This window comes from Ensifer sp. YR511 (assembly GCF_900103045.1).
Lineage (GTDB): Bacteria > Pseudomonadota > Alphaproteobacteria > Rhizobiales > Rhizobiaceae > Ensifer > Ensifer adhaerens.
In genome coordinates this window covers 28,266-52,941 of sequence record NZ_FNGR01000009.1, presented here as the reverse complement: position 1 = coordinate 52,941, position 24,676 = coordinate 28,266, and the positions used below count along the sequence as shown (strand labels likewise).

General features: G+C 63.1%; 21 protein-coding genes and 2 riboswitches. Of the genes, 15 read left to right on the top strand and 6 right to left on the bottom strand.

What is annotated here, in order from left to right:
* Positions 1-14 precede the first annotated feature (14 nt).
* From BLU15_RS17420 to nrdF, 7 genes are all read left to right on the top strand, one after another.
* Positions 15-326: a hypothetical protein gene (locus BLU15_RS17420; protein ID WP_090296770.1), complete on the top strand. Its 312-nt coding sequence runs from the start codon at positions 15-17 to the stop codon at positions 324-326.
* 18 nt (positions 327-344) lie between these two features.
* Positions 345-564: riboswitch (cobalamin riboswitch) on the top strand.
* A 99-nt stretch (positions 565-663) separates the two neighbouring features.
* Positions 664-3,018: a 5-methyltetrahydropteroyltriglutamate--homocysteine S-methyltransferase gene (metE, locus tag BLU15_RS17415; protein WP_090296765.1), complete on the top strand. Its 2,355-nt coding sequence runs from the start codon at positions 664-666 to the stop codon at positions 3,016-3,018.
* Positions 3,015-3,815: an acyl-CoA thioesterase gene (locus BLU15_RS17410; RefSeq protein WP_090296764.1), complete on the top strand. Its 801-nt coding sequence runs from the start codon at positions 3,015-3,017 to the stop codon at positions 3,813-3,815. The genes metE and BLU15_RS17410 overlap by 4 nt, the downstream gene beginning before the upstream one ends.
* 150 nt (positions 3,816-3,965) lie before the next feature.
* Positions 3,966-4,192, top strand: a riboswitch (cobalamin riboswitch).
* A 387-nt stretch (positions 4,193-4,579) separates the two neighbouring features.
* On the top strand, positions 4,580-4,801 hold the full coding sequence (nrdH, locus tag BLU15_RS17405) for a glutaredoxin-like protein NrdH (protein WP_034805557.1): 222 nt from the start codon (positions 4,580-4,582) through the stop codon (positions 4,799-4,801).
* 12 nt (positions 4,802-4,813) lie between these two features.
* The gene (nrdI, locus tag BLU15_RS17400) at positions 4,814-5,230 is read left to right on the top strand and encodes a class Ib ribonucleoside-diphosphate reductase assembly flavoprotein NrdI (protein ID WP_060644618.1); all 417 of its coding nucleotides are present in this window, start codon (positions 4,814-4,816) and stop codon (positions 5,228-5,230) included.
* Entirely contained in the window at positions 5,200-7,353 is a 2,154-nt protein-coding gene (nrdE, locus tag BLU15_RS17395; protein ID WP_090296762.1) for a class 1b ribonucleoside-diphosphate reductase subunit alpha, read from the top strand. The genes nrdI and nrdE overlap by 31 nt, the downstream gene beginning before the upstream one ends.
* A 129-nt stretch (positions 7,354-7,482) precedes the next feature.
* Positions 7,483-8,457, top strand: a complete 975-nt coding sequence (gene nrdF / locus BLU15_RS17390; RefSeq protein ID WP_090296761.1) for a class 1b ribonucleoside-diphosphate reductase subunit beta — start codon at positions 7,483-7,485, stop codon at positions 8,455-8,457.
* An 80-nt stretch (positions 8,458-8,537) separates the two neighbouring features.
* Here the strand turns inward: nrdF and BLU15_RS17385 are convergent, their stop codons facing one another.
* Positions 8,538-9,734 (bottom strand): multidrug effflux MFS transporter, encoded by a 1,197-nt coding sequence (locus BLU15_RS17385; RefSeq protein WP_060521947.1) that lies wholly within the window; start codon positions 9,732-9,734, stop codon positions 8,538-8,540.
* A 189-nt stretch (positions 9,735-9,923) separates the two neighbouring features.
* Between BLU15_RS17385 and BLU15_RS17380 the strand changes: the two genes are divergently transcribed.
* Positions 9,924-10,592, top strand: coding sequence for a TetR/AcrR family transcriptional regulator (locus tag BLU15_RS17380; protein ID WP_060581057.1), 669 nt, complete (start codon positions 9,924-9,926; stop codon positions 10,590-10,592).
* A gap of 30 nt (positions 10,593-10,622) precedes the next feature.
* On the opposite strand, the gene BLU15_RS17375 is transcribed toward BLU15_RS17380, so the two are convergent.
* Complete coding sequence (locus BLU15_RS17375) at positions 10,623-10,907, bottom strand: acylphosphatase (protein ID WP_060530400.1); 285 nt, start codon at positions 10,905-10,907, stop codon at positions 10,623-10,625.
* A gap of 259 nt (positions 10,908-11,166) precedes the next feature.
* On the opposite strand from BLU15_RS17375, the gene BLU15_RS17370 reads away from it, so the two are divergent.
* The 6 genes from BLU15_RS17370 (at position 11,167) to BLU15_RS17345 (ending at position 18,027) form a co-directional block, all read left to right on the top strand.
* Positions 11,167-12,057: a substrate-binding domain-containing protein gene (locus BLU15_RS17370; protein ID WP_090296758.1), complete on the top strand. Its 891-nt coding sequence runs from the start codon at positions 11,167-11,169 to the stop codon at positions 12,055-12,057.
* 111 nt (positions 12,058-12,168) lie between these two features.
* Positions 12,169-13,680 (top strand): sugar ABC transporter ATP-binding protein, encoded by a 1,512-nt coding sequence (locus BLU15_RS17365; protein ID WP_090296757.1) that lies wholly within the window; start codon positions 12,169-12,171, stop codon positions 13,678-13,680.
* On the top strand, positions 13,677-14,639 hold the full coding sequence (locus BLU15_RS17360) for an ABC transporter permease (protein ID WP_090296754.1): 963 nt from the start codon (positions 13,677-13,679) through the stop codon (positions 14,637-14,639). The genes BLU15_RS17365 and BLU15_RS17360 overlap by 4 nt, the downstream gene beginning before the upstream one ends.
* A gap of 22 nt (positions 14,640-14,661) precedes the next feature.
* Complete coding sequence (locus tag BLU15_RS17355) at positions 14,662-15,603, top strand: tagatose kinase (protein WP_090296752.1); 942 nt, start codon at positions 14,662-14,664, stop codon at positions 15,601-15,603.
* 5 nt (positions 15,604-15,608) lie between these two features.
* Entirely contained in the window at positions 15,609-16,889 is a 1,281-nt protein-coding gene (locus BLU15_RS17350) for a D-tagatose-bisphosphate aldolase, class II, non-catalytic subunit (RefSeq protein WP_090296749.1), read from the top strand.
* A gap of 121 nt (positions 16,890-17,010) precedes the next feature.
* On the top strand, positions 17,011-18,027 hold the full coding sequence (locus tag BLU15_RS17345; RefSeq protein WP_176960306.1) for a LacI family DNA-binding transcriptional regulator: 1,017 nt from the start codon (positions 17,011-17,013) through the stop codon (positions 18,025-18,027).
* 79 nt (positions 18,028-18,106) lie between these two features.
* Here the strand turns inward: BLU15_RS17345 and BLU15_RS17340 are convergent, their stop codons facing one another.
* Complete coding sequence (locus tag BLU15_RS17340; RefSeq protein WP_060581082.1) at positions 18,107-18,724, bottom strand: isochorismatase family protein; 618 nt, start codon at positions 18,722-18,724, stop codon at positions 18,107-18,109.
* A 124-nt stretch (positions 18,725-18,848) separates the two neighbouring features.
* Here BLU15_RS17340 and BLU15_RS17335 point away from each other — a divergent pair, with 124 nt between their 5' ends.
* Complete coding sequence (locus tag BLU15_RS17335) at positions 18,849-19,820, top strand: GlxA family transcriptional regulator (protein ID WP_090296744.1); 972 nt, start codon at positions 18,849-18,851, stop codon at positions 19,818-19,820.
* Between the two features lie 37 nt (positions 19,821-19,857).
* Here the strand turns inward: BLU15_RS17335 and BLU15_RS17330 are convergent, their stop codons facing one another.
* From BLU15_RS17330 to BLU15_RS17320, 3 genes are all read right to left on the bottom strand, one after another.
* The gene (locus BLU15_RS17330; protein WP_127889793.1) at positions 19,858-21,105 is read right to left on the bottom strand and encodes an MFS transporter; all 1,248 of its coding nucleotides are present in this window, start codon (positions 21,103-21,105) and stop codon (positions 19,858-19,860) included.
* Complete coding sequence (locus tag BLU15_RS17325; RefSeq protein ID WP_234883259.1) at positions 21,105-23,462, bottom strand: TonB-dependent siderophore receptor; 2,358 nt, start codon at positions 23,460-23,462, stop codon at positions 21,105-21,107. Before BLU15_RS17325 ends, BLU15_RS17330 begins: the two co-directional genes overlap by 1 nt.
* Positions 23,463-23,673: 211 nt before the next feature.
* On the bottom strand, positions 23,674-24,624 hold the full coding sequence (locus tag BLU15_RS17320; protein WP_090296739.1) for a FecR family protein: 951 nt from the start codon (positions 24,622-24,624) through the stop codon (positions 23,674-23,676).
* Positions 24,625-24,676: the final 52 nt, after the last annotated feature.

Here is a 24,676-nt window from a genome sequence, read left to right as displayed (position 1 = left end):
AAGTGAGGATAGCAATGCTTAGCGCAGTGCGATCAACGATTTACCATGTCCTGAACTGGGCCGATAAGACCCTCAGCCCTCCGGTTGCCATCGACACGTTCAACGAGTTCCAACTCCGGGATATCGGCCTGACGCGAGATCAAGAGCATATCCGCGCGCGCGTCGGCGACGCGGCGGATCCGTGGCAGTGGCCGGAGGAGGTCGCTTCGACCAAACCGCAACCGTCCCGTGAGCGGAAAGCAATGGAAAGACCTCGTCCTGCCACTGTCTCGCCGCGGGCGGCGGCGGGAGAGAATAAAGACATAAGCATTTCTTTATGCGATTGACGAAGAGCTCGGGACAGGGCATTGTCGCCCCATCGTGGTTCTTCGCCCGCCTTTGGAGGGACGGAGCTAAGAGGGAATTCGGTGCGGCGCCAGACAAGCGCCCATGCCGGAGCTGCCCCCGCAACTGTAAGCGGAGAGCGGCCGTTCGAAGATGTCACTGAGGGAGACGCCTCGGGAAGACGGAACGGTCCGTGACGACCCGCAAGCCAGGAGACCTGCCGCGATGAACAACGTCCACGGGCGGGGTGTCCGATGAGGCGCGTTGAGGACGCGGGATCGCTCTCGCGCCGCGGCTGCGTCGCATTCAAGCCTTGCCCATAACCTTCGGGGTAAGGAAATGACCATCAAGACTGCCAATCTCGGTTTCCCGCGCATCGGCCGCCGTCGCGAATTGAAATTCGCGCTCGAACGCTATTGGGCCGGAAAGGCCAGCCGCGGCGAACTTCTCGATACCGGAGCCAAGCTCCGCGCTGAAAACTGGGCCGCGCAGAAAACGCGCGGCATCGACATCATCCCCTCCAACGACTTCTCCTTCTACGACCACGTGCTCGATACCGCCGTGCTTGTCGGCGCAATCCCGCCGGCCTATGGCTGGACGGGCGGCCCGGTCGATCTCGACACCTATTTTGCCATGGCGCGCGGCTCGGCCGGAACGCCCTGCGCCGCCGGCTGCACCCATTCGGGAAGCAGCAGCGGCACTCCCGCGCTCGAAATGACAAAGTGGTTCGACACCAACTATCACTACATGGTGCCCGAGTTCGACAGGGATCAGCGCTTCGAGCTCACCCACAATCGGCCGCTGGAAGCCTTCCAGGAAGCTCAGGCCCTCGGCTATCGCACACGCCCGGTGCTCATCGGCCCGGTGACACTGCTGAAGCTCGGCAAATCGAAGGGCGGCGACTTCGATCCGGTCGATCTGATCGAACGGCTCCTGCCCGTTTACGTGAGGGTCCTGGCGGAGCTTGCTGACGCCGGCGCCGATTGGGTCCAGATCGACGAGCCTTGCCTGGCGCTCGATCTCGCGGACAAGGATCGTCGCGCTCTCGACCTCGCCTATCGCACGTTCGACACCGACGTGCCCGGACTCAAGATCATGCTGGCGACCTATTTCGGCTCGATCGGCGACAACACGGCAACGGCATTGGCGCTGCCGGTCGATGGACTGCATGTCGATCTCGTGCGCGCGCCGCAGCAGATCGACACGCTCATCCAATCGGCTCCGGCGGACCGGGTCCTATCGCTCGGGATCATCGACGGCCGCAACATCTGGCGGACCGATCTGGCCGGCCTGTTCCGCCGGCTGCAGCCTCTGATTTCGGCCCACGGCCGCGACCGCATCGAGCTCGCACCTTCGTGCTCACTCCTGCACGTGCCTATCGATCTCGAGCTGGAGCGTGCGCTCGACCCGGAACTTTCCTCCTGGCTCGCCTTCGGTACGCAGAAACTCGACGAACTCAGCCTGCTTGCCAGCGCCTTCGAGCCGGGGCTTGCCATTTCCGAGCACGTTTTCGCCGCCTCGATCGCGTCCGCCCAGGCGAGGCTCACCTCACTCAGGATCCATGATCCTCTGGTCGCCGGGCGCTTGAAAGCGCTGACGGATGCGGACAGCAAGCGGCAATCCCCGTTCGCGGGCCGCCGGGCACTGCAGGCGAAGAAGCTGTCATTGCCGCTCTTCCCGACAACGACGATCGGATCCTTCCCACAGACATCGGAGGTTCGGCAGGCCCGTTCACTGCATGCGAAGGGCGAACTCAGCTATGTCGACTACACCGCCTATCTTCGCCGAGAGACCGAAGTGGCGGTGCGCTGGCAGGAAGAGGTCGGCATCGACGTACTCGTTCACGGCGAGTTCGAGCGCAACGACATGGTGCAATATTTTGGCGAGCAGCTCTCGGGCTACGCCTTCACCCAGAGCGGCTGGGTGCAGAGCTACGGATCGCGCTGCGTGCGTCCGCCTGTTATCTTCGGCGACGTTTCGCGACCAAACCCGATGACGGTCGAGTGGGCGACCTTCGCGCAGTCGCTGACCGATCGCCCGGTCAAGGGCATGCTGACAGGTCCGGTCACCATGCTGCTATGGTCCTTCGTTCGTGACGACCTGCCACGTTCCGTGGTGTGCCGGCAGATCGCACTAGCACTGCGCGATGAAGTCTCGGATCTCGAGGCCGCCGGCATCGCCATCATCCAGATCGACGAACCAGCACTGCGCGAAGGCCTGCCGCTGCGAAATGCCGATCGCAAGGCCTATCTCGACTGGGCGGTGGAGTGCTTCCGTCTCAGTGCAGCCGGGGTGGGCGATGCGACCCAAATCCACACCCATATGTGCTACTCCGAGTTCAACGACATCATGGCCGCAATCGCGGCGATGGACGCCGACGTCATGTCGATCGAGACGTCGCGATCGAAAATGGAACTGCTCGGCGCCTTCGCCGACAAGGCCTATCCGAACGAGATCGGCCCGGGCGTCTACGATATCCATTCGCCACGCGTGCCCGGCGTCGAGGAAATGGTGCATCTCATCGAAAAAGCGACCGAGGGCCTCACGCCGGACCAGATCTGGGTCAATCCCGATTGCGGACTGAAGACCAGGCGCTGGGAAGAGACGCGGCCGGCGCTCGTTAACATGGTCGCCGCCGCCCGCTCGCTTCGAGCGGCTTTTGCCGCCGATACGCGCGAAGCCGTCAAAGCATGACGGGGCAACACGAAGTCACGACGGCGCCGGGGGAAACCCCGGCGCCACAAACCCTGATCGACATCGTTTTTCCAGGCGATACCAATCATCATGGCACGCTCTTTGGTGGCGCCGCCCTCGCGTCGATGGACCGGATCGCTTTCATCGTCGCCACTCGTCACGGGCGCGTTCCCTTCGTCACCGCATCCTGCGACCGCATCGATTTTCGTGCGCCTGCGCGCATAGGTCAGATCGTCTGCTTCAGCGGCCGTCCGGTTCGTGTCGGGCGCCGCTCGATGGTGGTCGAGGTCGAGATGATCGCGGAAGACATCGCCACCGGCAGCCGCGCCCTTTGCAGCAGGGGCACCTTCACCATGGTCGCGATGCCCCGTGCCGATGAAACGGATTGGATGCTGCCGCCGCTCGATGTGGCAACGGACACGCCCGAAGAGGCGGGCACCCTACGCATGGTCGACATCGTCTTTCCCGGCCAGGCCAACAGCTTCGGCGCCATATGCGGTGGCAACGCCCTCGCGCATATGACGAAGGCCGCATTCGTCGTCGCGACGCGCCGGAGCCGCCGGGCGACCGTCCTTGCCTCCTGCACCGGTATGGACTTCAAGCACCGGATCATGATCGGTTCGATCATCGAACCCATCGCCCGCATTGTGCGGACGGGTCGCAGTTCAGCCACCGTCGAGGTCGAACTCTGGTCGGAAGAGCTCCTCACCGGTCTGCGACAGCGGACTGTTACCGGAACGTTCGCTATGGTCGCCGTCGACGAGGACAACCGGCCCGTGGCCGCTTTCGCTGCTTGATGGAATGGGGCGTCCGCACCAGGGGCGCCCTATCCACAACCTTGGTGCCAACCGGCTGTTTACTCCCCGTTATCCACACTGCAAAAGAAACCACCCTCCTACCCCCGCCTTCCACATACGGAACCTATTGACGCAGATTTGCGATGAACTACTATATCTAGTGTTCGAGGTTCTTCCGATTCGCAAGGATTGGGAGCTAAGACGGGAATACGGTGCGCCGGCGGGTTTCCGCTGAGGCTATGCCGTAGCTGCCCCCGCAACTGTAGACGGCGAGCGACTGTCCGGATTTGGACCACTGAGGCATGAGGCCTCGGGAAGGTCGGGATGGAAGCTTTGACCCGTAAGCCAGGAGACCTGCCTCGATCACCAAACGTCCACGGGCGGGGTGTCCGGAGGGGTTGAGTGCGTGGCAGGATGAGCCTGCCCGATCGTCTCGACGTCTCCCCGGCAGCCCGTCGAAAGCTTCGGGGTGAAGTCATGCCAGTTTCTTCCAGTTCAGATCCACCTTCTGCGGACGGGTGCGCATTGTTGCGCGCCTGATCGAAAGGCCGCGCCTTGAAAACCCGCATCCGCGGAATTCCTGAGCGCCCGACCAAAACGAGCCGGCCCGGTTGCGAAACCGACCTTGGGCCAGCTTGACGACGTCAACTCCGGTCGAGTCGACCGGGGAGCGATGTTTCGTGTCCAATCGCCAACACCACGGTTCGCGTTCGCGCGATCCGACGACTTTTTGCGCCCATTTGCCAGACCCTCACGAGGAACCCATGTCGATCACCGTCTACAGCAAACCAGCCTGCGTCCAATGCACCGCCACAACCCGTGCGCTCGACCGCCAAGGCATCGATTATCGCATCGTCGATATCTCCGAGGATTCCGATGCATTCGCGCTGGTGCAGGGTCTTGGCTATCGGCAGGTCCCGGTCGTCGTCGCCGGCGAGCGGCATTGGGCGGGTTTCCGCCCGGACATGATCAGCGCGCTTTCCTGAAGGACGCGGGCGATGGGCCTGATCGTCTATTTTTCCAGTCGCTCGGAAAACACCCATCGCTTCGTCGAAAAGCTCGGCCTTCGCGCCGCCCGCATACCGCTCAGGGAAAGTATGGACGCACTTACGGTCGCAGAGCCCTATGTGCTGATCGTGCCGACCTATTGCGGCGACGATGGCCGCGGGGCGGTGCCGAAGCAGGTCATCCGCTTCTTGAACGACGCGGGCAACCGCTCTCACATCCGCGGCGTGATCGCAGCGGGCAACAGCAATTTCGGCGCGACCTACGGGATCGCCGGCGACGTGATTTCGGCCAAGTGCCGGGTACCCTATCTCTACCGGTTCGAGCTGCTCGGGACCGACGAGGACGTCGCCAATGTCAAAAACGGGATGGAACGATTTTGGACGTCACGACACTCGAACGCCCCTTGAAGGCGACGGAAGCAGCGCTCGACTATCATGCGCTGAACGCAATGCTGAACCTCTATGACGAAGAGGGACGGATCCAGCTCGACAAGGACCGGCAGGCGGCGAAACAGTACTTCCTCCAGCACGTCAACCAGAACACGGTGTTCTTCCATAACCTCCGGGAAAAACTCGATTATCTGGTGACCGAGGGCTATTACGAGCAGGAAGTGCTGGACCAGTATTCCTTCAACTTCGTGCGCGATCTCTACGATCATGCCTATTCAAAGAAGTTCCGCTTTCCGACCTTCCTCGGGGCGTTCAAATACTACACGTCCTATACGCTGAAGACCTTCGACGGAAAGCGCTACCTGGAACGCTACGAAGACCGTGTCTGCATGGTGGCGATGGCCTTGGCGCGCGGCAACGAGGGGCTTGCCCGCGATCTCGTCGACGAGATCATCTCCGGCCGCTTCCAGCCGGCAACGCCGACTTTCCTCAACGCCGGCAAGAAGAGCCGCGGCGAGCTCGTCTCCTGCTTTCTGCTCCGGATCGAGGACAACATGGAGAGTATCGGCCGCGCCATCAATTCGGCGCTGCAGCTTTCCAAGCGCGGTGGCGGCGTGGCGCTGTCGCTCACCAACATCCGCGAGATGGGCGCGCCGATCAAGCAGATCGAGAACCAGTCATCCGGCGTCATCCCGGTCATGAAGCTGCTCGAAGACAGTTTCTCTTACGCCAACCAACTCGGCGCGCGCCAGGGAGCCGGTGCTGTCTACCTGCACGCCCACCACCCCGACATCATGCGCTTCCTCGATACCAAGCGCGAAAACGCCGACGAGAAGATCCGCATCAAGACGCTGTCGCTCGGCGTCGTCATCCCCGACATCACCTTCGAGCTCGCCCGCAACAACGAGGACATGTATCTGTTCTCACCCTATGACGTGGAGCAGGTCTATGGCGTGCCCCTCACCGAGATTTCGGTGACCGAGAAGTACCGCGAGATGGTCGAGGATGCCCGCATCCGCAAGCGCAAGATCAAGGCGCGCGACTTCTTCCAGATCATCGCCGAGATCCAGTTCGAGAGCGGTTATCCCTACATCATGTTCGAGGACACGGTGAACCGGGCAAACCCGATCGCCGGGCGCATCACCATGAGCAATCTCTGCTCGGAAATCCTGCAGGTGAGCGAAGCGAGCGCGTTCAACGACGACCTCTCCTACAAGCACATGGGCAAGGATATCTCCTGCAATCTCGGTTCGCTGAACATTGCCGCTGCCATGGACAGCCCGGATTTTGGCCAGACGATCGAAACCTCGATCCGCGCCCTCACCGCCGTCTCCGAAATGAGCCACATCTCGTCCGTGCCCTCGATCGAAAAGGGCAACGACGACAGCCACGCGATCGGCCTCGGGCAGATGAACCTGCACGGCTATCTCGCCCGCGAGCGCATCTATTATGGCTCGGAGGAAGGCATCGATTTCACCAACATCTATTTCTACACGGTAACCTTTCATGCCATCCGGGCATCCAATCGGCTAGCGGTCGAGAGGGGCGTGAGCTTCAAGGGCTTCGAAAACTCGAAGTATGCGTCGGGCGAGTACTTCGACAAATACACCGAAGCCGAATGGCTGCCGGCGACCGAAAAGGTGAAGGGCCTGTTCGAGGAAGCCGGCATCTCGATCCCGACTCAGGAGGACTGGCTGGAGCTGAAACGGGCAGTGATGGAAGGCGGCCTTTACAACCAGAACCTCCAGGCCGTGCCGCCGACCGGTTCGATCTCCTACATCAACCACTCCACGTCCTCGATCCACCCGATCGTCTCGAAGATCGAGATCCGCAAGGAAGGCAAGATCGGCCGCGTCTACTATCCGGCCGCCTTCATGACCAACGACAATCTCGAATATTACCAGGACGCCTACGAGATCGGGCCGGAGAAGATCATCGACACCTATGCGGCCGCCACCCAGCACGTCGACCAGGGCCTGTCGCTGACCCTGTTCTTTCGCGACACGGCAACGACCCGCGACATCAACCGTGCTCAGATCCATGCCTGGAAGAGGGGCATCAAGACCATCTACTACATCCGCCTTCGGCAGATGGCGCTCGAGGGTACGCAGGTCCAGGGCTGCGTTTCCTGCGCGCTGTAACCTCGCATTCCAGTAACGGCCCCTCACCCTAGCCCTCTCCCCGCAAGAGGAGAGAAGGTGCCGGCAGGCGGATGAGGGGCACCCCCTCACCGCGCGATGAGGCATACACGATCACAAAGGTTCAACGACATGAACATGCACACCAAACCCGCAAGCCGCATCCGCGCCATCAACTGGAACCGCATCGAAGACGACAAGGATCTGGAGGTCTGGAACCGTCTGACCGGCAATTTCTGGCTGCCGGAGAAGGTGCCGCTTTCCAACGACATTCCCTCCTGGGCAACGCTGAAGCCGGAGGAGCAGACACTCACCATCCGCGTCTTCACCGGCCTCACCTTGCTCGACACGATCCAGAACGGCGTTGGCGCCGTCCGACTGATGGAAGATGCGGCCACCCCACATGAGGAGGCGGTGCTTTCCAACATCTCCTTCATGGAGGCGGTGCATGCCCGCTCCTATTCCTCGATCTTCTCGACGCTCTGCCTGACACCCGATGTCGATGACGCGTATCGCTGGTCGGAAGAGAACGAGTTCCTGCAGAAGAAGTCGGCGCTGATCATGGCGGAGTATGCCTCCGGCGATCCCCTGAAGAAGAAGGTCGCGAGCGTCTTTCTCGAAAGCTTTCTGTTCTATTCCGGCTTCTATCTGCCGATGTACTGGTCGAGCCGCGCCAAGCTCACCAACACAGCCGACATGATCCGGCTGATCATTCGCGACGAGGCGGTGCACGGCTATTACATCGGCTACAAGTTCCAGCGCGCGCTGGAGCGTTTGAGCGAGGAACGCCGCCAGGAGATCAAGGATTTCGCCTTCGACTTGCTGCTCGAACTCTACGACAACGAAGCGAAATACACCGAGGCGCTCTATGACGGCGTCGGCCTGACCGAAGACGTGAAGAAGTTCCTGCACTACAACGCCAACAAGGCGCTGATGAACCTCGGCTACGAGGCGCTGTTTCCGGCGGAAGCCTGCAAGGTCAACCCGGCCATTCTCTCGGCGCTTTCGCCGAATGCCGACGAGAACCACGACTTCTTCTCCGGTTCCGGTTCGTCCTACGTTATCGGCAAGGCTGTGGCGACCGAGGACGAGGACTGGAATTTTTAAGGACGGTCCATTCGGTCATACCTGACAACAAAAGGCCGGCGAGGACGCCCTCGCCGGCCTTTGTTCAGCAATAGCAGCGCCTACTCTGCCGCGACCACCCGGCTGCGGCCGATCGTTGCTTGCGTCAGCAGGAAGGCGGCAAGGGCGCAAGCGGCGATCGCGCCGGCCATCGGCAGGGCCGTTCCGTCGAAGAAGATAGTCGCAACCACCATGGCGACGGCGGCGGTGACGAAGTGCAGCGTACCCATCAGTGCCGAGGCCGTGCCGGCGATCTCGCCGTGGTCTTCAAGCGCCAGCACCGCCGAGGTCGGGATAACCAGGCCGAGCACGCCATAGCCGACGAAGAGGAACGCGGCCATGACAGGCAACTGGTTGAAGCCGAGGCTCATGACGATAAACATCGTGACCATGGTCAGCGCGAACGCGCCGACGGCAAGATGCATGACCCGCACCAGACCGAAGCGCTCGCCGAGCCAGCCGGTCGCCTGCGACACAGCGAAGAACGACACGGCATTGATCGAAAAGGCGATGCTGTACTCAGTCGGCGTCAGCCCATAATGGTCGATCAGCACGAAGGGCGAATTGGCGAGATAGACCAGGAACCCGGAAATGCCGAGGCCGCCGATGAAGGTGAGCGTCAGGAAATTGCGGTCGGAGAGAAGCAGGCGATAGGCGGCAAGCGCACTTGCGATACTGCTGTCGGCGCGATCCTTCTTCGGCCGGGTTTCCTGCAATTGCGTCGACAGCAGGATCAGGCCGATGAAGGCGGCGATGGTCACCGCATAGAACACGCCGCGCCAACCGTAGAAGCCGATGACGGCGCTGCCGGCAAGCGGCGCCAGGATCGGCGAAATGCTGAAGACCAGCATCAGCATCGACATCAGCCGCGCAGCCTGGACGCCCGTGTGCATGTCGCGCACCACGGCGCGCGGAATGACCATGCCGGCGGCACCGCCGATCCCTTGCAGGAAGCGGAAGGCGATCAGGGTTTCGATGTCGGTCGAAAGCGCGCAGCCGATGCTGGCGACGGTGAAGAGGCCGATGCCGAGATAGAGCGGAGCCTTGCGGCCCCAAATATCGGAGAGGGGGCCATAGACAAGCTGCGAGATGGCAAAGGAGATGAAGAACGCCAGCAGGCTGAACTGCACCACGCCGTTTTCGGCCGTCAGGTCCTTGCCGATCGACGGCAAGGCCGGCAGATACATGTCGATTGCAAAGGGGCCGATCGCCGAGATCAGGCCGAGCACGATCGCCGTGCGGAGGAAGGACGTTGTCATGGCAATGAACTTTCAGAAATCGCGGCGCCGAAATCGCTGCCGCCCGGATTGAAACTCAAAGACATCGTCGTGCCAGGATCGAACGTTGGGGATACGCATCCTGCGCTGACTATTCCGTCCATTAATTTGGACATACGTGTCAAATTAGACAGCATTGTCTAAATCGTCAATGGCGCCTATCTTCGGTCCATGAAGAAATTTGATTTGGCCTCGTCTGACGCTCGCCCCCAGAAAGGGCAATTCGCGAAACGCCTCTCGATCCTGGAGGCCGCGGCCGATGTTTTCTGTCGGGAAGGCTTTTCCGGCGCCAGCATCGACGAAATCGCCATTGAGGCCGGTGTCTCGCGTCAGACCATCTACAATCACTACCGCGAGAAAGAGACGCTGTTCATGGCGGTGATCCAGGACATCATGGATCGCGTGAACGGCGTGCTTTTCTCCATCCTCGCGACCTTTCCTGAAAACGGCGATAACCTCGAGGAAGACCTGGCCGAATTTGCTGTGCGCCTCAACAAGAACTGCAATTGCAACCAGGACGCCAAGTTCATCCAGAAGCTGATCTCGACCGAGGGCAACCGCTATCCGCATCTCTTCCAGTTCTGGCGGGAGCAGGGACCGGGCAAGACCGATCGGGCGCTGGCGGCGCTGTTTGCGCGCCTTGCCCACATCGCACCGCTCGACATCGACGATTTCGACCTCGCGGCGCGCCAGTTCATCGCACTGATCAAGGCCGACCTGCAGATGGGTGGGCTCTTCGGTGAAACGCCGAGCGAAGCAGAGCTGGAGATCAGCGCCCGCAGGGCGGTGAAGACGTTCCTGCGCGCCTATGGCCGGCCGTCAACGGTTTCGGCAGCCTAACGCCAACCGGCGCTAAAAACCAATCCCGGCCTATTTGGTGATGCGAAAGTCACCGATGTGCCCGGGCGGCTCGACAAATTCGGCAACGACCTTCGAAACCCATGCCGCCGGCGGCCCGTCATGCAGGCGCTCGAGCATGAGGGTGACCGCGTCCTCCGGGCCGCTGATCAAGGCGGCCACCGACCCGTCCGCCTCGTTTCGAACCCATCCCACCAGACCGAGCTTGCGCGCCTCGTCACGCGTCCAGACCCTGAAGCTGACGCCTTGCACCCGCCCAAGAATGCGGACCAACGCCGTCTTGCCGGTCTCAGCCATGGCTCGTCTCCTTTGCCGTTTGTCATGAAATCTGGCGCAAGGCTCCGGAAAGACAAGCCACCCGCAAAAGGACTGAAAGGACGACCGCTGCAACGTAGAAATTTCCACACTGCGCTCCAAATATTTTGTTCGTGTATTTTTAAAAGTTGACGCGCGAAAACTTTTATGATTTTTACGGCCTCACCAAGACTGCGGCGGGAGGGCCTCGCCAGCTTGGCTGAGACACAAGAAGGCCCGCGCCGTTTCCAGGGAGGAAACCATGAACATGTCCCGCATTCTGAAATCTCTCGTCGCCGGCACGGCGCTGTCGCTCCTTGCCTCCTCGGCTTTTGCCGACGGCATAGGCGCGTCGCTTCTGACCCAGCAGCACCCGTTCTACATCGAGCTCGCCGACGCGATGAAAGCCGAGGCTGAAGCCAAGAACGTCAAGCTCGAGGTCTCGATCGCCAACCAGGATCTGAACAAGCAGCTCGCCGATGTCGAAGACTTCATCGTCAAGGGCGTCGACGTCATCGTCATCTCGCCGGTCGACAGCCAGGGCGTGCGCGCTGCGATCGAAAAAGCCGAGAAGGCCGGCATCAAGGTGATCACCGTCGACGTTCCGGCAAATGGCGCGACCGTCACCTCGCATATCGGCACCGACAACTTCACCGGCGGCGTCAAGGCCGGCGAGCTGATGGCCAAGGTTCTCGACAACAAGGGCAAGGTCGCCGTCATCGACTATCCGACGGTCCAGTCGGTGGTAAACCGTGTCAACGGCTTCAAGGAAGCGATCGCCAAGCATCCGGACATGGAAATCGTCGCGATCCAGACCGGCATCACCCGCGCCGAAGCATTGGCCGCCGCCCAGAACATGCTGCAGGCCAATCCTGATATCACCGGCATCTTCGGCTTCGGCGACGATGCCGCCCTTGCCGCTGCCGTTGCGGTCAAGGCTGCGGGTCTCGAATCCCAGGTCAAGGTCATCGGCTTCGACGGCATGAAGGAAGCGCGCGACGCCGTCGACACGAACCCTGTCATGGTCGGCGTCATCCAACAGTTCCCGGACCAGATGGGCAAGCAGGCGGTCGACACCGCCGCCAAGGTTGCCGCCGGCGAGACCGTGCCGGCCGAACAGCCGATCGTCCCCGGCGTCTACACCGCGAAGTAAGTCCTCCCAGGACAGCCGCCGCCTCACCTCAGGGGCGGCGGCAACCCATCAGGGTCCGTTTCCGTCGTCTGGCCGGAGGCGCTGCTCTCGGCTGACCTGAAGGAGGCCGCCATGTTTGGTTCGACCAGCGATACCATTCTCGAAATCGACAACGTCACCAAATCCTTCGGCCAGGTCGCGGCGCTGAAGGGCATGCGCCTCAAGGTTCGCCGCGGCCGGGTGCACACGCTGCTCGGCGAAAACGGCGCCGGCAAATCGACGCTGATGAAGATCCTCGCAGGGGTTCACGAGGCGACCTCGGGGGAAATCGCCCTCGATGGGCGCCCCTACCAGCCGCGCAATCCGCAGGATGCCGCCGCACTCGGTCTTGCCATCGTCTTCCAGGAACTCAGCCTCTGCAGCAATCTGACGGTGGCCGAAAACATTCTCGCCACCCGCGAGCCACGCCGCTTCGGCTTCATCAACGACAAGGAACTGGTCGTCAGGGCCCGCGCGATCGTCGCCGATCTCGGCCTGCCGATCGATGTCAGCGAGAAGGTCGGCAATCTCTCGATCGCCCAGCGCCAGCTGGTAGAGATCGCCAAGGGCTTAAGCCACGAGGCCAAAGTCGTCATTCTCGACGAGCCGACGTCGTCGCTCAGCGACAGCGAAGCCGAGATCCTCTTCGACATCATCGCGCGGCTGAAGAGCCGTGGCGTCGCCGTCATCTACATCTCGCACCGCATGGAAGAGATCATGCGGCTCAGCGACGACATCACGGTCATCCGCGACGGTGAATATGTCTCCACCCATGATCACGACGACGTCACCATCGAAGCGCTGATCGCGCTGATGGTCGGCCGCCGCATGGACGAAATTTATCCGCCAGCGGCACACGAGCAGAAGCCGGATGCCACGCCGGTTCTCTCCGTCGACGGCCTCACCCGCGACGGCGAGTTCGAGAACATCTCCTTCGACATCCGGCCCGGTGAAATCCTCGGCTTCTTCGGCCTCGTCGGCTCCGGCCGCTCCGAGGTGATGAACGCGCTCTTCGGCATGAAGGCTGCGACCGGAACTGTGCGCTTCGAGGGGAAACCGGTCCGCTTCCGCTCGCCGGCAGAAGCGATTGCCCGCGGCATCGGCTTCGTCACCGAAAACCGCAAGGAAGAGGGCCTGGTCCTCAGCCACAGCGTCGGCTGGAACATCTCGATGGCGGCGCTCTCCGATTTCACCGGCCCGCTCGGCTTCACCCGCAGCCGCGCCGAACGCACGGCGGCAGCCCAGGAAGTCGGCCGGCTGGCGATCAAGACCCATTCGCTCGACACGTCCTCGGGTTCGCTCAGCGGCGGCAACCAGCAGAAGATCGTGCTCGCCAAGTGGCTGCTGACCCGGCCCAAGGTGCTGATCCTCGACGAGCCCACTCGCGGCGTCGATGTCGGCGCCAAGTTCGAAATCTACAAGATCATCCGCCAGCTGGCGGCCGAGGGAACGGCGATCCTGCTGATCTCCTCCGAGCTGCCGGAAGTGCTGGGAATGAGCGACCGCGTCGTCGTCATGCACGAGGGCGTCATCGGCGCAACGCTTTCCGGCGCCGAACTCAACCCGGAAACGATCATGGCGCACGCAACGGGATTCAAATCATGACACAGCAATCCGAACTCCAGGCCGCCTTCCTGCGCGCCCTGAAACAGTATGGCGGCATCCTTTTGTCGTTGGTGATGCTCTGCGTCATCTTCTCCTTCTTCAACCCGCGCTTCATGTCGGTCGTCAACTTCATGAACATCCTGCAGCAGGTGGCCGTGGTGGCGATCGCCGCCTTCGGCATGACCTGGGTGATCCTGCTTGGTGAGATCGACCTTTCGGTCGGCTCGATCATTGCGGTTGCGGGCATGGTCGGCGCGCAATGTTTCGCCTTCGGCCTCGGCTTCGCGCCGGCGCTCGCCATCACGCTTCTTGCCGGCGCCCTGATGGGCATGCTGAACGGCGTACTGACGGCAAAGCTGCTGCTGCCATCCTTCATCGTCACCGTCGCGACCATGGGCATCTACCGCGGCATGGTCAGCCTGCCGACCAACGGCGCGCCGGCGATGATCGAGAACTCGACCTGGACCGCCATCGGTACCGAAAGCTTCCTCGGCCTGCCGATCATCATCTGGGTCGTCGCCGTGCTCTTCCTCGTCAACCACATCCTTTTGAGCAAGACGAGCTTCGGCCGCCGCGCCTACCTCACCGGCGGCAATCGCGAGGCAGCGGTCTACTCCGGCATCAAGGTCGACCGGCTGAAGATCACCATCTTCATGATCTCGGGCGTGATGGCGGCGATCAGCGGCGTGCTTCTCTCCTCCCGCCTGTTCTCCGCCCAGACCAATGCCGGCATGAGCTACGAGCTCGACGCGATCGCGGCGGCAGTCCTCGGCGGCACCTCGCTTGCCGGCGGCGTCGGCACCATGGTCGGCACGCTGATCGGCGCGCTCATCATCGGCGTCATGAACAACGGCATGAACATGCTGTCGGTCCCCTACTTCTACCAGCTCATCGTCAAGGGCCTGGTGATCCTGATCGCCGTCTGGCTCGACGTACGCGCCAAGCAGGCAAAGCGCTGATCTTTCCGAAGAGAACATACCCATGCACAAGATACTGACGATCGGCGAAATTCTCGTGGAGATCATCGCCACCGAAAAGGGCGACGGCTTTCGCCAGGCGACCCCTTTGATCGGCCCCTACCCCTCGGGTGCGCCGGCGATCTTCATCGACCAGGTCGGCAAGCTCGGCCAGGCAGCGGCAATGATCTCGCGCGTCGGCAACGACGATTTCGGCCACGTCAACCTTGATCGGCTGAAGGCCGATGGCGTCGACATCTCGGGTATCGCGGTCGATCCGCTCGGCACCACCGGCAGCGCCTTCGTGCGCTACCGCGCCGACGGCAGCCGCGCCTTCGTCTTCAACATCCGCCACAGTGCCTGCGGCACGATCCGGCTCGACGAGGCGACCCGGGCGCTGGTCGGAACCTGCAGCCACCTGCACGTGATGGGCTCATCGCTCTACGCCCCAAGCGTGGTCGAGAGCATCATCGCCGCAATCGAGATCATCAAATCAGCCGGCGGCACCGTCTCCTTCGACCCGAACCTGCGGCCGGAAATCCTCGACAGCCCCGGCATGCGCGAGGCGCTGCAGGCGGTGCTCGCCAAGACCGACGTCTTCCTGCCGAGCGGACAGGAACTCTTCCTGTTCACGCAGGCAAAGACCGAAGCGGAAGCCGTTGCCGAACTGCTCGCCACCGGCATCAAGGTCGTCGTCGTCAAGCGCGGCGCCGAAGGCGCCAGCTATTTCGATCGTGAAACGACGCTCTCGCATCCGGGTTTTGCGGTCGAGGAGATCGACCCGACCGGCGCCGGCGACTGCTTCGGCGCGACCTTCGTCACCTTCTGGCTGAACGGAGCCAAGCCCGCTGAAGCACTGGAATTCGCCAATGCCTCGGGCGCGCGCGCCGTCATGATTTCCGGCCCGATGGAAGGCGCATCGACGCGCGCCGATCTCGAAACCTTCATCACCGCGAAAAAGGGCTGACCGCCATGCAACAGAACCTTCTGATCGACATCGCCCGCTGGTCCGAACGCCCCGGCCCGCGCGGCATACCCTCCGTCTGCTCGGCCCACCCGCTGGTGATCGAAGCCGCCATGCTGCGGGCGCTGAAGGAAGATGCCGCGCTTTTGATCGAGGCGACCTGCAACCAGGTCAACCAGGACGGCGGCTATACCGGCATGACGCCCGCCGATTTCACCCGCTTCGTCGACGGGATCGCCGATCGTGTCGCCTTCCCGAAGGACAAGATCATTCTCGGCGGTGACCATCTGGGCCCGAACCCGTGGAAGCACCTGCCGGCGGATGTAGCGATGGACAAGGCCGAGACGATGATCAAGGCCTATGCGCAGGCCGGCTTCACCAAGCTGCATCTCGATACCAGCATGGGCTGCGCCGGCGAGCCGGTGGCTCTGCCCGACGCGGTGACGGCGGAGCGCGCCGCGCGGCTGGCGGCTGCCGCCGAAGCCGCTATTCGCGGCGAAAACCACACCGCTCCCGTCTACATCATCGGCACCGAAGTGCCGGTTCCGGGCGGCGCACTGGAAGAGCTCGACACGCTGGAAGTCACCGCACCCGAGGCGGCGGTCGAGACCGTCTCCATTCATCGCCAGGCGTTTGAAAAGGCCGGCGCTGCCGACGCCTTCGGACGTGTCGTCGGCGCGGTGGTCCAGCCGGGCGTCGAGTTCGGCAACGAGAACGTGATCGCCTATGACCGGGCGAAGGCGGCGAAGCTTAGCGCCAGCCTGAAACAGCTCGACGGCGTCGTCTTCGAAGCGCATTCGACCGACTACCAGACACCAGAGGCGCTGCGCGATCTCGTTTCCGACGGCTTTGCCATTCTCAAGGTCGGCCCGGGCCTGACCTTCGCTTTGCGCGAGGCACTCTACGGCCTCGACCAGATCGCCGCCTTCCTTTTCCCCGAGGCGCGCAAGCAGACGCTGGCGGCCGTCACCGAGGAAGTGATGCGCGAGGAGCCGGGCAACTGGGGCAAGTATTACCACGGCTCGGCGGAGGCCCAGCGGCTGCAGCGGCACTTCTCCTATAGCGACCGCATCCGCTATTACTGGCCGCATCCGAAGGTCGCGGCAGCCGTCGAAGAACTTCTGGCACTGCTTGACGGCGTCGTCATCGCGGAAACGCTGATCAGCCAGTATCTCCCCGGCAATTACGAGCGCGTGCGCGACGGTGAAGTCGCGGCTCAAGCAAAACCGCTGGCACTTGCTGCCGTCGATCGGGTTCTCGAGGATTACTTCAGGGCCTGCCGCGCTTAGCGCCCGGCCCTCTGTTCGGTGAATATTTGCGAGCCGGTACTGCCTATCCCCTCGAAATGAACCTATAAACGAAATCAAAACAATATGGGGCACAGCGACCGTGGACAGACAGATCAAGACCATGGAGGATTTTTCGGAGTTCGTCGGCCTGTCGCGCCCGACGGTCTCGAAATACTTCAATGATCCAGGCTCGGTCCGCAAGAAGACCCGCGATGCCATAGAGGCTGCGATCAAGCAGTCGGGTTTTCGCCCGAACATCTTCGCCGTCAACCTGAACCGCCGCCGCACCAACATCCTCGGCGTCATCGTCCCGAACTCGACCGACCCTTTCTACATGGCGCTGACGCGCCGGATCGAACACATCGCCAACCAGGCAGGGTTCCTTGCCTTCGTGCTCTCCTCCGACGGGCGGCCGGAAATGGAAGAGCGGGCGATCGAGACCTTCAAGGCGATGAACGTCGCCGGCGCCATCATCGCGCCGCTCGGCGTGCAGTCGCATCACCGGACGCTGACGGCGCTCGGCGCCAGCATTCCGCTGATCTATGTGGACTCGCCACTCGACGACAGCTCGTCCTTCGTCGGCACCGACAACCGCCAGAGCTTCCGTCTGATGGTCGACTATCTTTGCCGCTCCGGCAGCCCGCCCTGCTACTTCGGCATGCCGCCGGTCAACAACAACGCGATGGCCCGGCGCGACGCCTATCTGGAAGCGATGCAGCAGCTGAAGATGGAGCCGGCACTGGTCGAAACCACGCCGAATGCCGCCTGGGATTTCGAAAAATTCGGCTTCGACGAGACGCTGCGCATCCTCGGCTCCGGCGGCTTTCCAACCAGGACGGTGCTTTGCGCCAACGACCGCGTCGCCTTCGGCGTCATTGCCGCCGCCTTCCAGTCGGGTCTCAAGGTCGGACGCGATGCCGATGCGGATCTGCGCGTCGCCGGCCACGACGACCATCCGCTGTCGCGCTACACCTGCCCGCCGCTGACGACGGTGGCGCAGAACTACAACGAGATCGGTCGTCTGGCGATCGAACTGCTTTTGTTCAAGCTCGGGGAAACCACCGACGACGGCGGCGCCTTCCCCGAGGACGAGCGCATTCTCTTGAGCGCCGAGATCATGCTGCGCGGTTCCGCCTAGCAAGGTCGGGCGACCCGTTCTGTCCGAATGCGACGTCTCAGAAGAGCGCGCTCCAGACAGGCCCGGTTGGGCTGCTCAATCAGGACCGGCGCGCCAGCGCCAGCACCTGATCGGTCGTCAGGATATCGCCGAAGGTGTCATCGATCGTCGCCAACGATGCGCGATGCAGCAGCGCATGCGGAACGACGTCACCTTCCCCCGTATCGAGATCGCGTGTGGCGCAGGCATCCGAAGCGACGATGACGTTGAAGCCGAGCGGCACGGCATCGCGCGCTGCACCGGCAACGCAGGCATGGGTCATCAGCCCTGACATGACGAGCGTATCGACGCCAGCCTGCCTCAACTGGGTGCCGAGATCCGTGCTGGCAAAGACGCTGACGGAGGATTTGCGCACCACCGAATGGTTGGCGGCGGGCTGAATGTCCCGGTGAAACGCCGAAGTCTCGCTGTCCTCGGCAAACACCGGGCTGCCAGCCGGCGTGACATGCTTGACGTGATAGACCTTCATCCCATCGGAATCGGCGCGCTGTATCAACCGCTTGGCATTGGCGAGCGCCTTTTCGCCATCGGGGATCGGCATGCGGCCGCCAAAATATTCGTTCTGGAAGTCGATCGCCAGCAGCGCCGTCTTCCTGGGATCGAGGCTGGCGGGGGCAGCGGCACCGGCAATCGTACGGATGGTCGGGTGTTGTGTCATCGGAGGATCCTTTCGCGTTTCGACACCCGCGAAGATCGTCAAAGCGGCCTCATCACGAAAGTGGCCTGAATGACAATATGTGATAGGTTCCGGCCAACTTCATTGCTTGAGTATCGGCCAGCACATGCATACCGTCGCCATCGTCGCCTTCGAGGGCATCAGCCCCTTTCACCTCTCGGTGCCCTGCATCGTCTTCGGCGACGACCTGTTGAAGCTCGGCGCGCCACGTTACCGGCTTGTGGTTGCCGGAGAAAAGACCGGTACCGTTCGCACCATGTCCGGTTTCAGCATCGAGGTGGAGCACGATCTCGCGAGCCTGACGGAAGCGGACACGATCATCGTGCCGGCCTGGAACGATGCGGGCAGCCGTCCGTCGGAAAGCCTGCTTGGGGCCCTGCGCGACGCCCACGCGCGTGGCGCCCGGCTCGTCGGCCTCTGCCTCGGCACCTTCGTGCTCGCCGAAGCCGGGCTGCTCGACGGCCGGGCGGCCTCGACGCACTGGGCCTGGGCGGACGAATTCGAGCGCGCCTACCCGCAGGTCGCGCTGAACCGGAACGCGCTCTATCTCGACGAGGGCGATATCCTGACGTCCGCCGGAACGGCCGCGGCGATCGACTGCTGCCTGCACATCGTGCGCAACGACCACGGCGCCGAGATTGCCAACCGCATCGCCCGCCGGCTGGTCGTCGCACCTCATCGTCACGGCGACCAGGCGCAATATATCGAAGCGCCGCTCCCTGCCCCCGGCAGCGGCGACCCGCTCTCAGCGACGATTACCTGGGCGATCGAACATCTCGACGAGCCACTGTCGCTCGAACGGCTGGCCGATCACGCCGGCATGAGTCTCCGCAGCTTCACCCGGCACTTCCGCAAGAAGACGGGAACGACGTTCACGCAATGGCTTCTGGCGCAGCGGTTGGCGGTGGCGCAGCGCCTGCTGGAGACCGGCTCCTGTTCGGTTGATCACGTAGCGGAGATGGCGGGTTTTGGCTCCACCGTCTCCTTCCGCCAGCATTTCACCCGCGCCCTCTCCATCTCGCCAGCCAGCTATCGCCGACAGTTCCGCAACCGGCCAGCACGTGCATCCGCGCCCTAACCGGTCCCTTGCCCGTGTACATCAGGGAGCGCCGGCGTCAGGGCAAGGCGCGCTGCGCGTCGGCCCGCATCGGCGGCCGCACGAGGAACGCCAGCAACGGCACCGCAACCGTTGAAACCCCTGCCGCGCAAATAAAGAAGGCGGAATAGCCGAACCGTTCGGCGATCCAGCCGGCGCCCAAGCCCCCGGCCATGCTGACAAGGCTGTCCATGCATTGGAACAGAGTGAAATCGACGCCCGCCTGGCGCGGATCGGCCCAGCCCATGAACTGTGCATAGAGCGCGACGAAGCCGATCGCCATGACGCCGGAGGAACTGGCGACCGCAAGCGTCATCACCAGCGGTCGCGAGACATCGCCGGAGGCGCCGACATAGGCGAACGCGACCAGCATCGTCACCTGCAGGAGCAGCGCGCCGATCAGCACGGCACCGGCACCGCACAGGCGCACGAGCAGACCGCCGAACAAGGCCCCACCGAAGCCGACGAGCATGCTGCCGACACCATTGAGCATACCGACAGAGGCGAGGTCGAACCCGTAGTCGATCAGGAAAGGGCCGAGCATGGCAAGGCCCCATTTCTGCGCGGACACATAGATCGCTGCGAGCAGAAGGCCTTTGCGCACCTCCGGCCGGGCGAGCGCAGCCTTGAGCGACGGAGTGTGGCTGCGCGCCTCGTTCGTCGGGCGCGAACCGGGCCCGAGCAGGAAAGGCAGACCGAGCCCCAGCACGACGGCGGCCATGATCCACACCGCCGGGGCCCAGCCGAGCCGATCGACGAGCACGAGGAACAGGCCGGCACCGATCGCCGAGCCGACATAGGAGCCGCCGACCTGGGCGGCATTGCCCCAACCGTGATGCTCTTCGGCGAGCGTCTCGACCGCAAAACCGTCGCAGGCGATGTCGACGGTCGAGGTGAAGAGCGCGATGAACACGAGGCAGGCGAGAACGGGGAAGAGCCGCTCCGGGCCGATGAACCCGAGAACCGCCAGCATCAGCGCCGACAGCGTGCCGCCGACGACAATGATGACCGCCGAGCGGTTGCGACCGACCACCGGCAGGCGGAAACGCTCCACCTGCGGCGACCAGAGGAACTTCAGCGCCCAGGGCAGCACCGTCAGATAGACGAGGCCGATCTGGTCGAGCGGGAGGCCTTGCGTCCGCAAGACCGCCGGCAGGCCGAGCATCGTCAGCCCGCCGATCACGCTCTGCGCGACATAGAGCCCACCGACCGCGAAGAAGATCGCGGCGGGCGACGGCCTTGGCTGGACTGCCTTTTCCGACGCCATCAGAAGCGGTAGCGCAGGCTGGCGACCACCTTGCGGCCTTCGTCGAAGTAGCAGAAGCCCGTTGTGCAAAGCTGCTCGACTTCGTCGAAGAGGTTGGTCGCATTGAGCTGAAGCCGCACGCCCTCGAAGTTCGGATTGGCAGCGCCAAGATCGTAGCGCACCGAAGCATCGACAAATGTGCGCGCCGGGTTGTTGAGAACCGGCGTGTGGACGTTGTCGCCGAAGCTCGAGCCGACATAGCGCACGCCAGCGCCGACCCCGAGCCCTTCGAGCAGCCCTGACTGGACCTCGTAATCCGCCCACAGCGAGAACATGTGGTAGGGCGAGGAGTTCAGCTGGTTGCCGAGCGTTTCCGACGTCAGCTTGGTGATTTCGACGTCGTTGTAGGAATAGGACGCGATGAAGTTCCAGCCGTTGTCGAGCGAGGCCGTGCCCTCGAGCTCGAAGCCGCGTGACTTCAGATCGAGCTGGCGCAGGAGGTTGAGACCCGATGACGTCTCGTAGACGGTGGCGTTTTCCTGGTCGATGTTGAAGACCGCGGCCGTAATCGTCGCGTTCTGGCCGGGGATCTCGTACTTGACGCCCGCCTCCCATTGCTTGCCGAGCGTCGGCATCGCCGGCGTATCGGTGCCGCCTAGATTGAGGATCACGCCCGGGTTGGAAACGAAGGCCGTCCCGTAGCTGACATAGGGCATCATGCCGTTCGGCAGCACGTAGCCAAGGGCGGCGCGCGCGGTCGTCTCGCTGTCGTCGCGGTTGAAGCGCCTTCCGTCGACGGAATATTTGTTGTCCACCCAGTCGTGGCGCAGGCCCGCCGTCAGGCGCCAGGCCTCATACTCGATCTGGTCCTGGATGTAGATGCCGATGCCGCTTTGCGACTGCTTCTGGGTCGAAGTCAGCTTCGGCACATAGGTGAAGTCGTCGGTGAAGAGATCCGGCCCGCTGCCCTGCTGCGAGGTGTACTTCATGTAGCTGTAGTCGATGCCGGCGATCAGCTGGTGCGCAGCGGCACCCGTGTCGAAGTCGAACTTCAGATAGGTGTCGCTGGCAAGGCCGCTGTTGTCCTCGACGGTCAGGCCCGGATACTTGGCGAACACCCATTCCTGCCGCGTCGAAATGTCGGAGTAGCGCAGCTTGTGGAAGAGCGTGACGCTGTCTGTGAGCTCATGCTCCAGCTCGTAGCCGATGCGCGCCTGCTTCTGGGTGAAATCGTTGAAGCGGGCGTCGCCGCCATAGGTCGGGATCGCGCCGATCGACTTGCCGTCCGGCCCGTAGCGGTTGAGGTAGCCCCAGGTGCCGCCGGTGGTCGAATCCATGTACTCGCCAAGCAGCGTGAACTTGGTGCCCTCGTCCGGCTGCCAGGTGAAAGCGGGCGCGATGAACAGGCGGTCGTCCTTCACCGCCTCGATCTCGGTGCGGCCGTCGCGCGCAAGACCGGTCATGCGGTAGAGCATGGTGCCTTCGTCGTCGAGCGGTCCGGAAACGTCAAAGGCGCCCTGCACGCGACCGAAGGAACCGTATTGCACCTCAACCTCGCGCAGCGGGTCGCTGGTCGGGCGTTTCGAGACGATATCGACGATACCGCCAGACGAGCTGGCGCCGTAGATGGAGGCGGCCGGGCCGCGCAACGTGGCGATTGCCTCGACGCCATAGGGCTCCAGCCGGAACAGGCCGTTGGGGCTTGCGATCTGGCGCATGCCGTCGCGGAAGATGCCGGTCAGCGTCAGGTCGATGCCGCGTACCTTGAAGGCGTCGAAGCGCGGCTCGGCGCCGTACTGGCCGACGCGGGCGCCGGGCGTATAATTCAGCGCTTCCATCAGGTTCTGGGGCTTCAGGTCCTGCAACTGTTTCTGGCTGATCACCGACATCGACTGCGGCGTCTGCATGACCGGCGTATCGGTCTTGGTGGCGATCCTTGCGGATTTCGCCACGTAGCCGTCAGTCTCGACGATGCCTTCGGCGCCGGTCCGCTCGCCGGTCGCGGTGATCTTTTCCAGTTGCGTTGCGCCATCCCTGACGACGGCGCCGGTGGTGATCGTCGCGTCCGCCGGATCGAAGATCTGCACGGTCGTTGCGCTAACGATGCGGAAGCGAAGCCCGGTCCCGTCGAGCAGTTGCGCAACCGCCGCCTCGGTCGCGAGCCTGCCTTCAACGCCCTTGGTCACCTTGCCGCTGGTGAGCGCGCTCGGATAGAGCAGGCGCAGGTCGGCCTGCCGGCCGAGCTTGAGAATGCCCGTTTCAAGGGAGCCCGCGGGAACGGAGATCGCTTTGGACGCCGTGATCGCGGACGGTGCCGCCGTCGCCTGCGCCTGCACTGCGCTCGCGCAGGCGATGAAAGAAACACTGGCGAGCGCCAAGCATGCAAAAGACCGGCGTCGCGATCCACGACCCTGCAAAATTCTCATCCGAGATCCCCTACTCCAACTCCGGGCGGGCCACCTCGAACCAGGTACAGCGCCGCCACTGCTGACTAAGAGTGTGGGGAGCGCGTTCTCCTGACGTCACCGGACGATTTTTGTCAGAAAAGATTCTTGTAAGGCGTGAAACCGCCTTGCCGCCGGCGTCAACCTAACGCGACTGGACGAGGACCATGAGGCCCGAGAGCCGCAAGACACGGAGCGGCAGACTGGCTTCGAGAACGCTCAGTGCGTCGTCGGTATCGTGCAGATCGAAGATGCCCGACACTTCGAGCGCGCCGGCCTTTTCGTCGATGAGCAGGATCCGGCCGCGGCGGTAGCGCTCGAGCGTCGAAAGGACCTCACGGAGCGGCCGACGGGAGAAGACAAGCTTTCCGTCGCGCCAGGCCGTCCCGGCGGCAACATCCGTCTTCGTCAGGAACAGGCGACCCTGCCGGTCGATCGTTGCCGCTTCGCCGGCGCCGAGGATGGCTTTCTGCCCGGCCGCCTCGACTTCGACACGGCCCTCCTCCACCTTAACGTCGGCCGCTCGGTCCGCCCCCGTCGCGCCAACCGAGTAGCGGGTTCCGAGCGCCGTCGCGCTGATCGAACCGTCTTCGACCACGAAGGGCCTCTGCGGATTTTTTGCGACGGCAAAGAACGCCTCGCCGCGCAGCAGCCGCACCTTTCTTTGCCCCTGATCATATCGGACGACGAGCGCCGTGTCGGTGTTGAGATCCACCTGCGTCCCGTCCTCCAGCGCGATGCGCCTGACCTCGCCGACACCGGTGTAGTAGTCGGCGCGCCAACGGGCGCCATAGGGCGTCGCCAGCGACAGGATCGCGACGCCTGCGGCAAGACAGAGCCCGACAAAGCCACCGACGCGGCGGCGGCGCTGTGCGCGCAACTGCCCGAGCCGCCCTTCGGGGATCGGTACCTCGCCGAGATCGCTCCATAATGCCCGCAGTTCTTCGTAGGCCGCCCGATGATCCGGATGCTCGTCGAGCCAGCGCTCGAATGCCTGGCGGTCGATAACGGTCGCATCCTCGGACTGCAGTCGCGCAACCCAGCCGGCAGCCGCTTGCAGAACGCTGTCATCGATTGTCTGGCGATCGCCACTCATTCCTGTCTTCCGGTCGAACTGAAAATGCCTTCGGGCGGTCCCAAAGAATCGC

Bases quoted from the DNA above. Each gene is read 5' to 3' on its own strand.
- BLU15_RS17420 (WP_090296770.1), top strand. From the start codon at position 15: ATGCTTAGCGCAGTGCGATCAACGATTTACCATGTCCTGAACTGGGCC.
- metE (WP_090296765.1), top strand. From the start codon at position 664: ATGACCATCAAGACTGCCAATCTCGGTTTCCCGCGCATCGGCCGCCGT.
- BLU15_RS17410 (WP_090296764.1), top strand. From the start codon at position 3,015: ATGACGGGGCAACACGAAGTCACGACGGCGCCGGGGGAAACCCCGGCG.
- nrdH (WP_034805557.1), top strand. From the start codon at position 4,580: ATGTCGATCACCGTCTACAGCAAACCAGCCTGCGTCCAATGCACCGCC.
- nrdI (WP_060644618.1), top strand. From the start codon at position 4,814: ATGGGCCTGATCGTCTATTTTTCCAGTCGCTCGGAAAACACCCATCGC.
- nrdF (WP_090296761.1), top strand. From the start codon at position 7,483: ATGAACATGCACACCAAACCCGCAAGCCGCATCCGCGCCATCAACTGG.
- BLU15_RS17385 (WP_060521947.1), bottom strand. From the start codon at position 9,734: ATGACAACGTCCTTCCTCCGCACGGCGATCGTGCTCGGCCTGATCTCG.
- BLU15_RS17380 (WP_060581057.1), top strand. From the start codon at position 9,924: ATGAAGAAATTTGATTTGGCCTCGTCTGACGCTCGCCCCCAGAAAGGG.
- BLU15_RS17375 (WP_060530400.1), bottom strand. From the start codon at position 10,907: ATGGCTGAGACCGGCAAGACGGCGTTGGTCCGCATTCTTGGGCGGGTG.
- BLU15_RS17370 (WP_090296758.1), top strand. From the start codon at position 11,167: ATGAACATGTCCCGCATTCTGAAATCTCTCGTCGCCGGCACGGCGCTG.
- BLU15_RS17365 (WP_090296757.1), top strand. From the start codon at position 12,169: ATGTTTGGTTCGACCAGCGATACCATTCTCGAAATCGACAACGTCACC.
- BLU15_RS17360 (WP_090296754.1), top strand. From the start codon at position 13,677: ATGACACAGCAATCCGAACTCCAGGCCGCCTTCCTGCGCGCCCTGAAA.
- BLU15_RS17355 (WP_090296752.1), top strand. From the start codon at position 14,662: ATGCACAAGATACTGACGATCGGCGAAATTCTCGTGGAGATCATCGCC.
- BLU15_RS17350 (WP_090296749.1), top strand. From the start codon at position 15,609: ATGCAACAGAACCTTCTGATCGACATCGCCCGCTGGTCCGAACGCCCC.
- BLU15_RS17345 (WP_176960306.1), top strand. From the start codon at position 17,011: ATGGAGGATTTTTCGGAGTTCGTCGGCCTGTCGCGCCCGACGGTCTCG.
- BLU15_RS17340 (WP_060581082.1), bottom strand. From the start codon at position 18,724: ATGACACAACACCCGACCATCCGTACGATTGCCGGTGCCGCTGCCCCC.
- BLU15_RS17335 (WP_090296744.1), top strand. From the start codon at position 18,849: ATGCATACCGTCGCCATCGTCGCCTTCGAGGGCATCAGCCCCTTTCAC.
- BLU15_RS17330 (WP_127889793.1), bottom strand. From the start codon at position 21,105: ATGGCGTCGGAAAAGGCAGTCCAGCCAAGGCCGTCGCCCGCCGCGATC.
- BLU15_RS17320 (WP_090296739.1), bottom strand. From the start codon at position 24,624: ATGAGTGGCGATCGCCAGACAATCGATGACAGCGTTCTGCAAGCGGCT.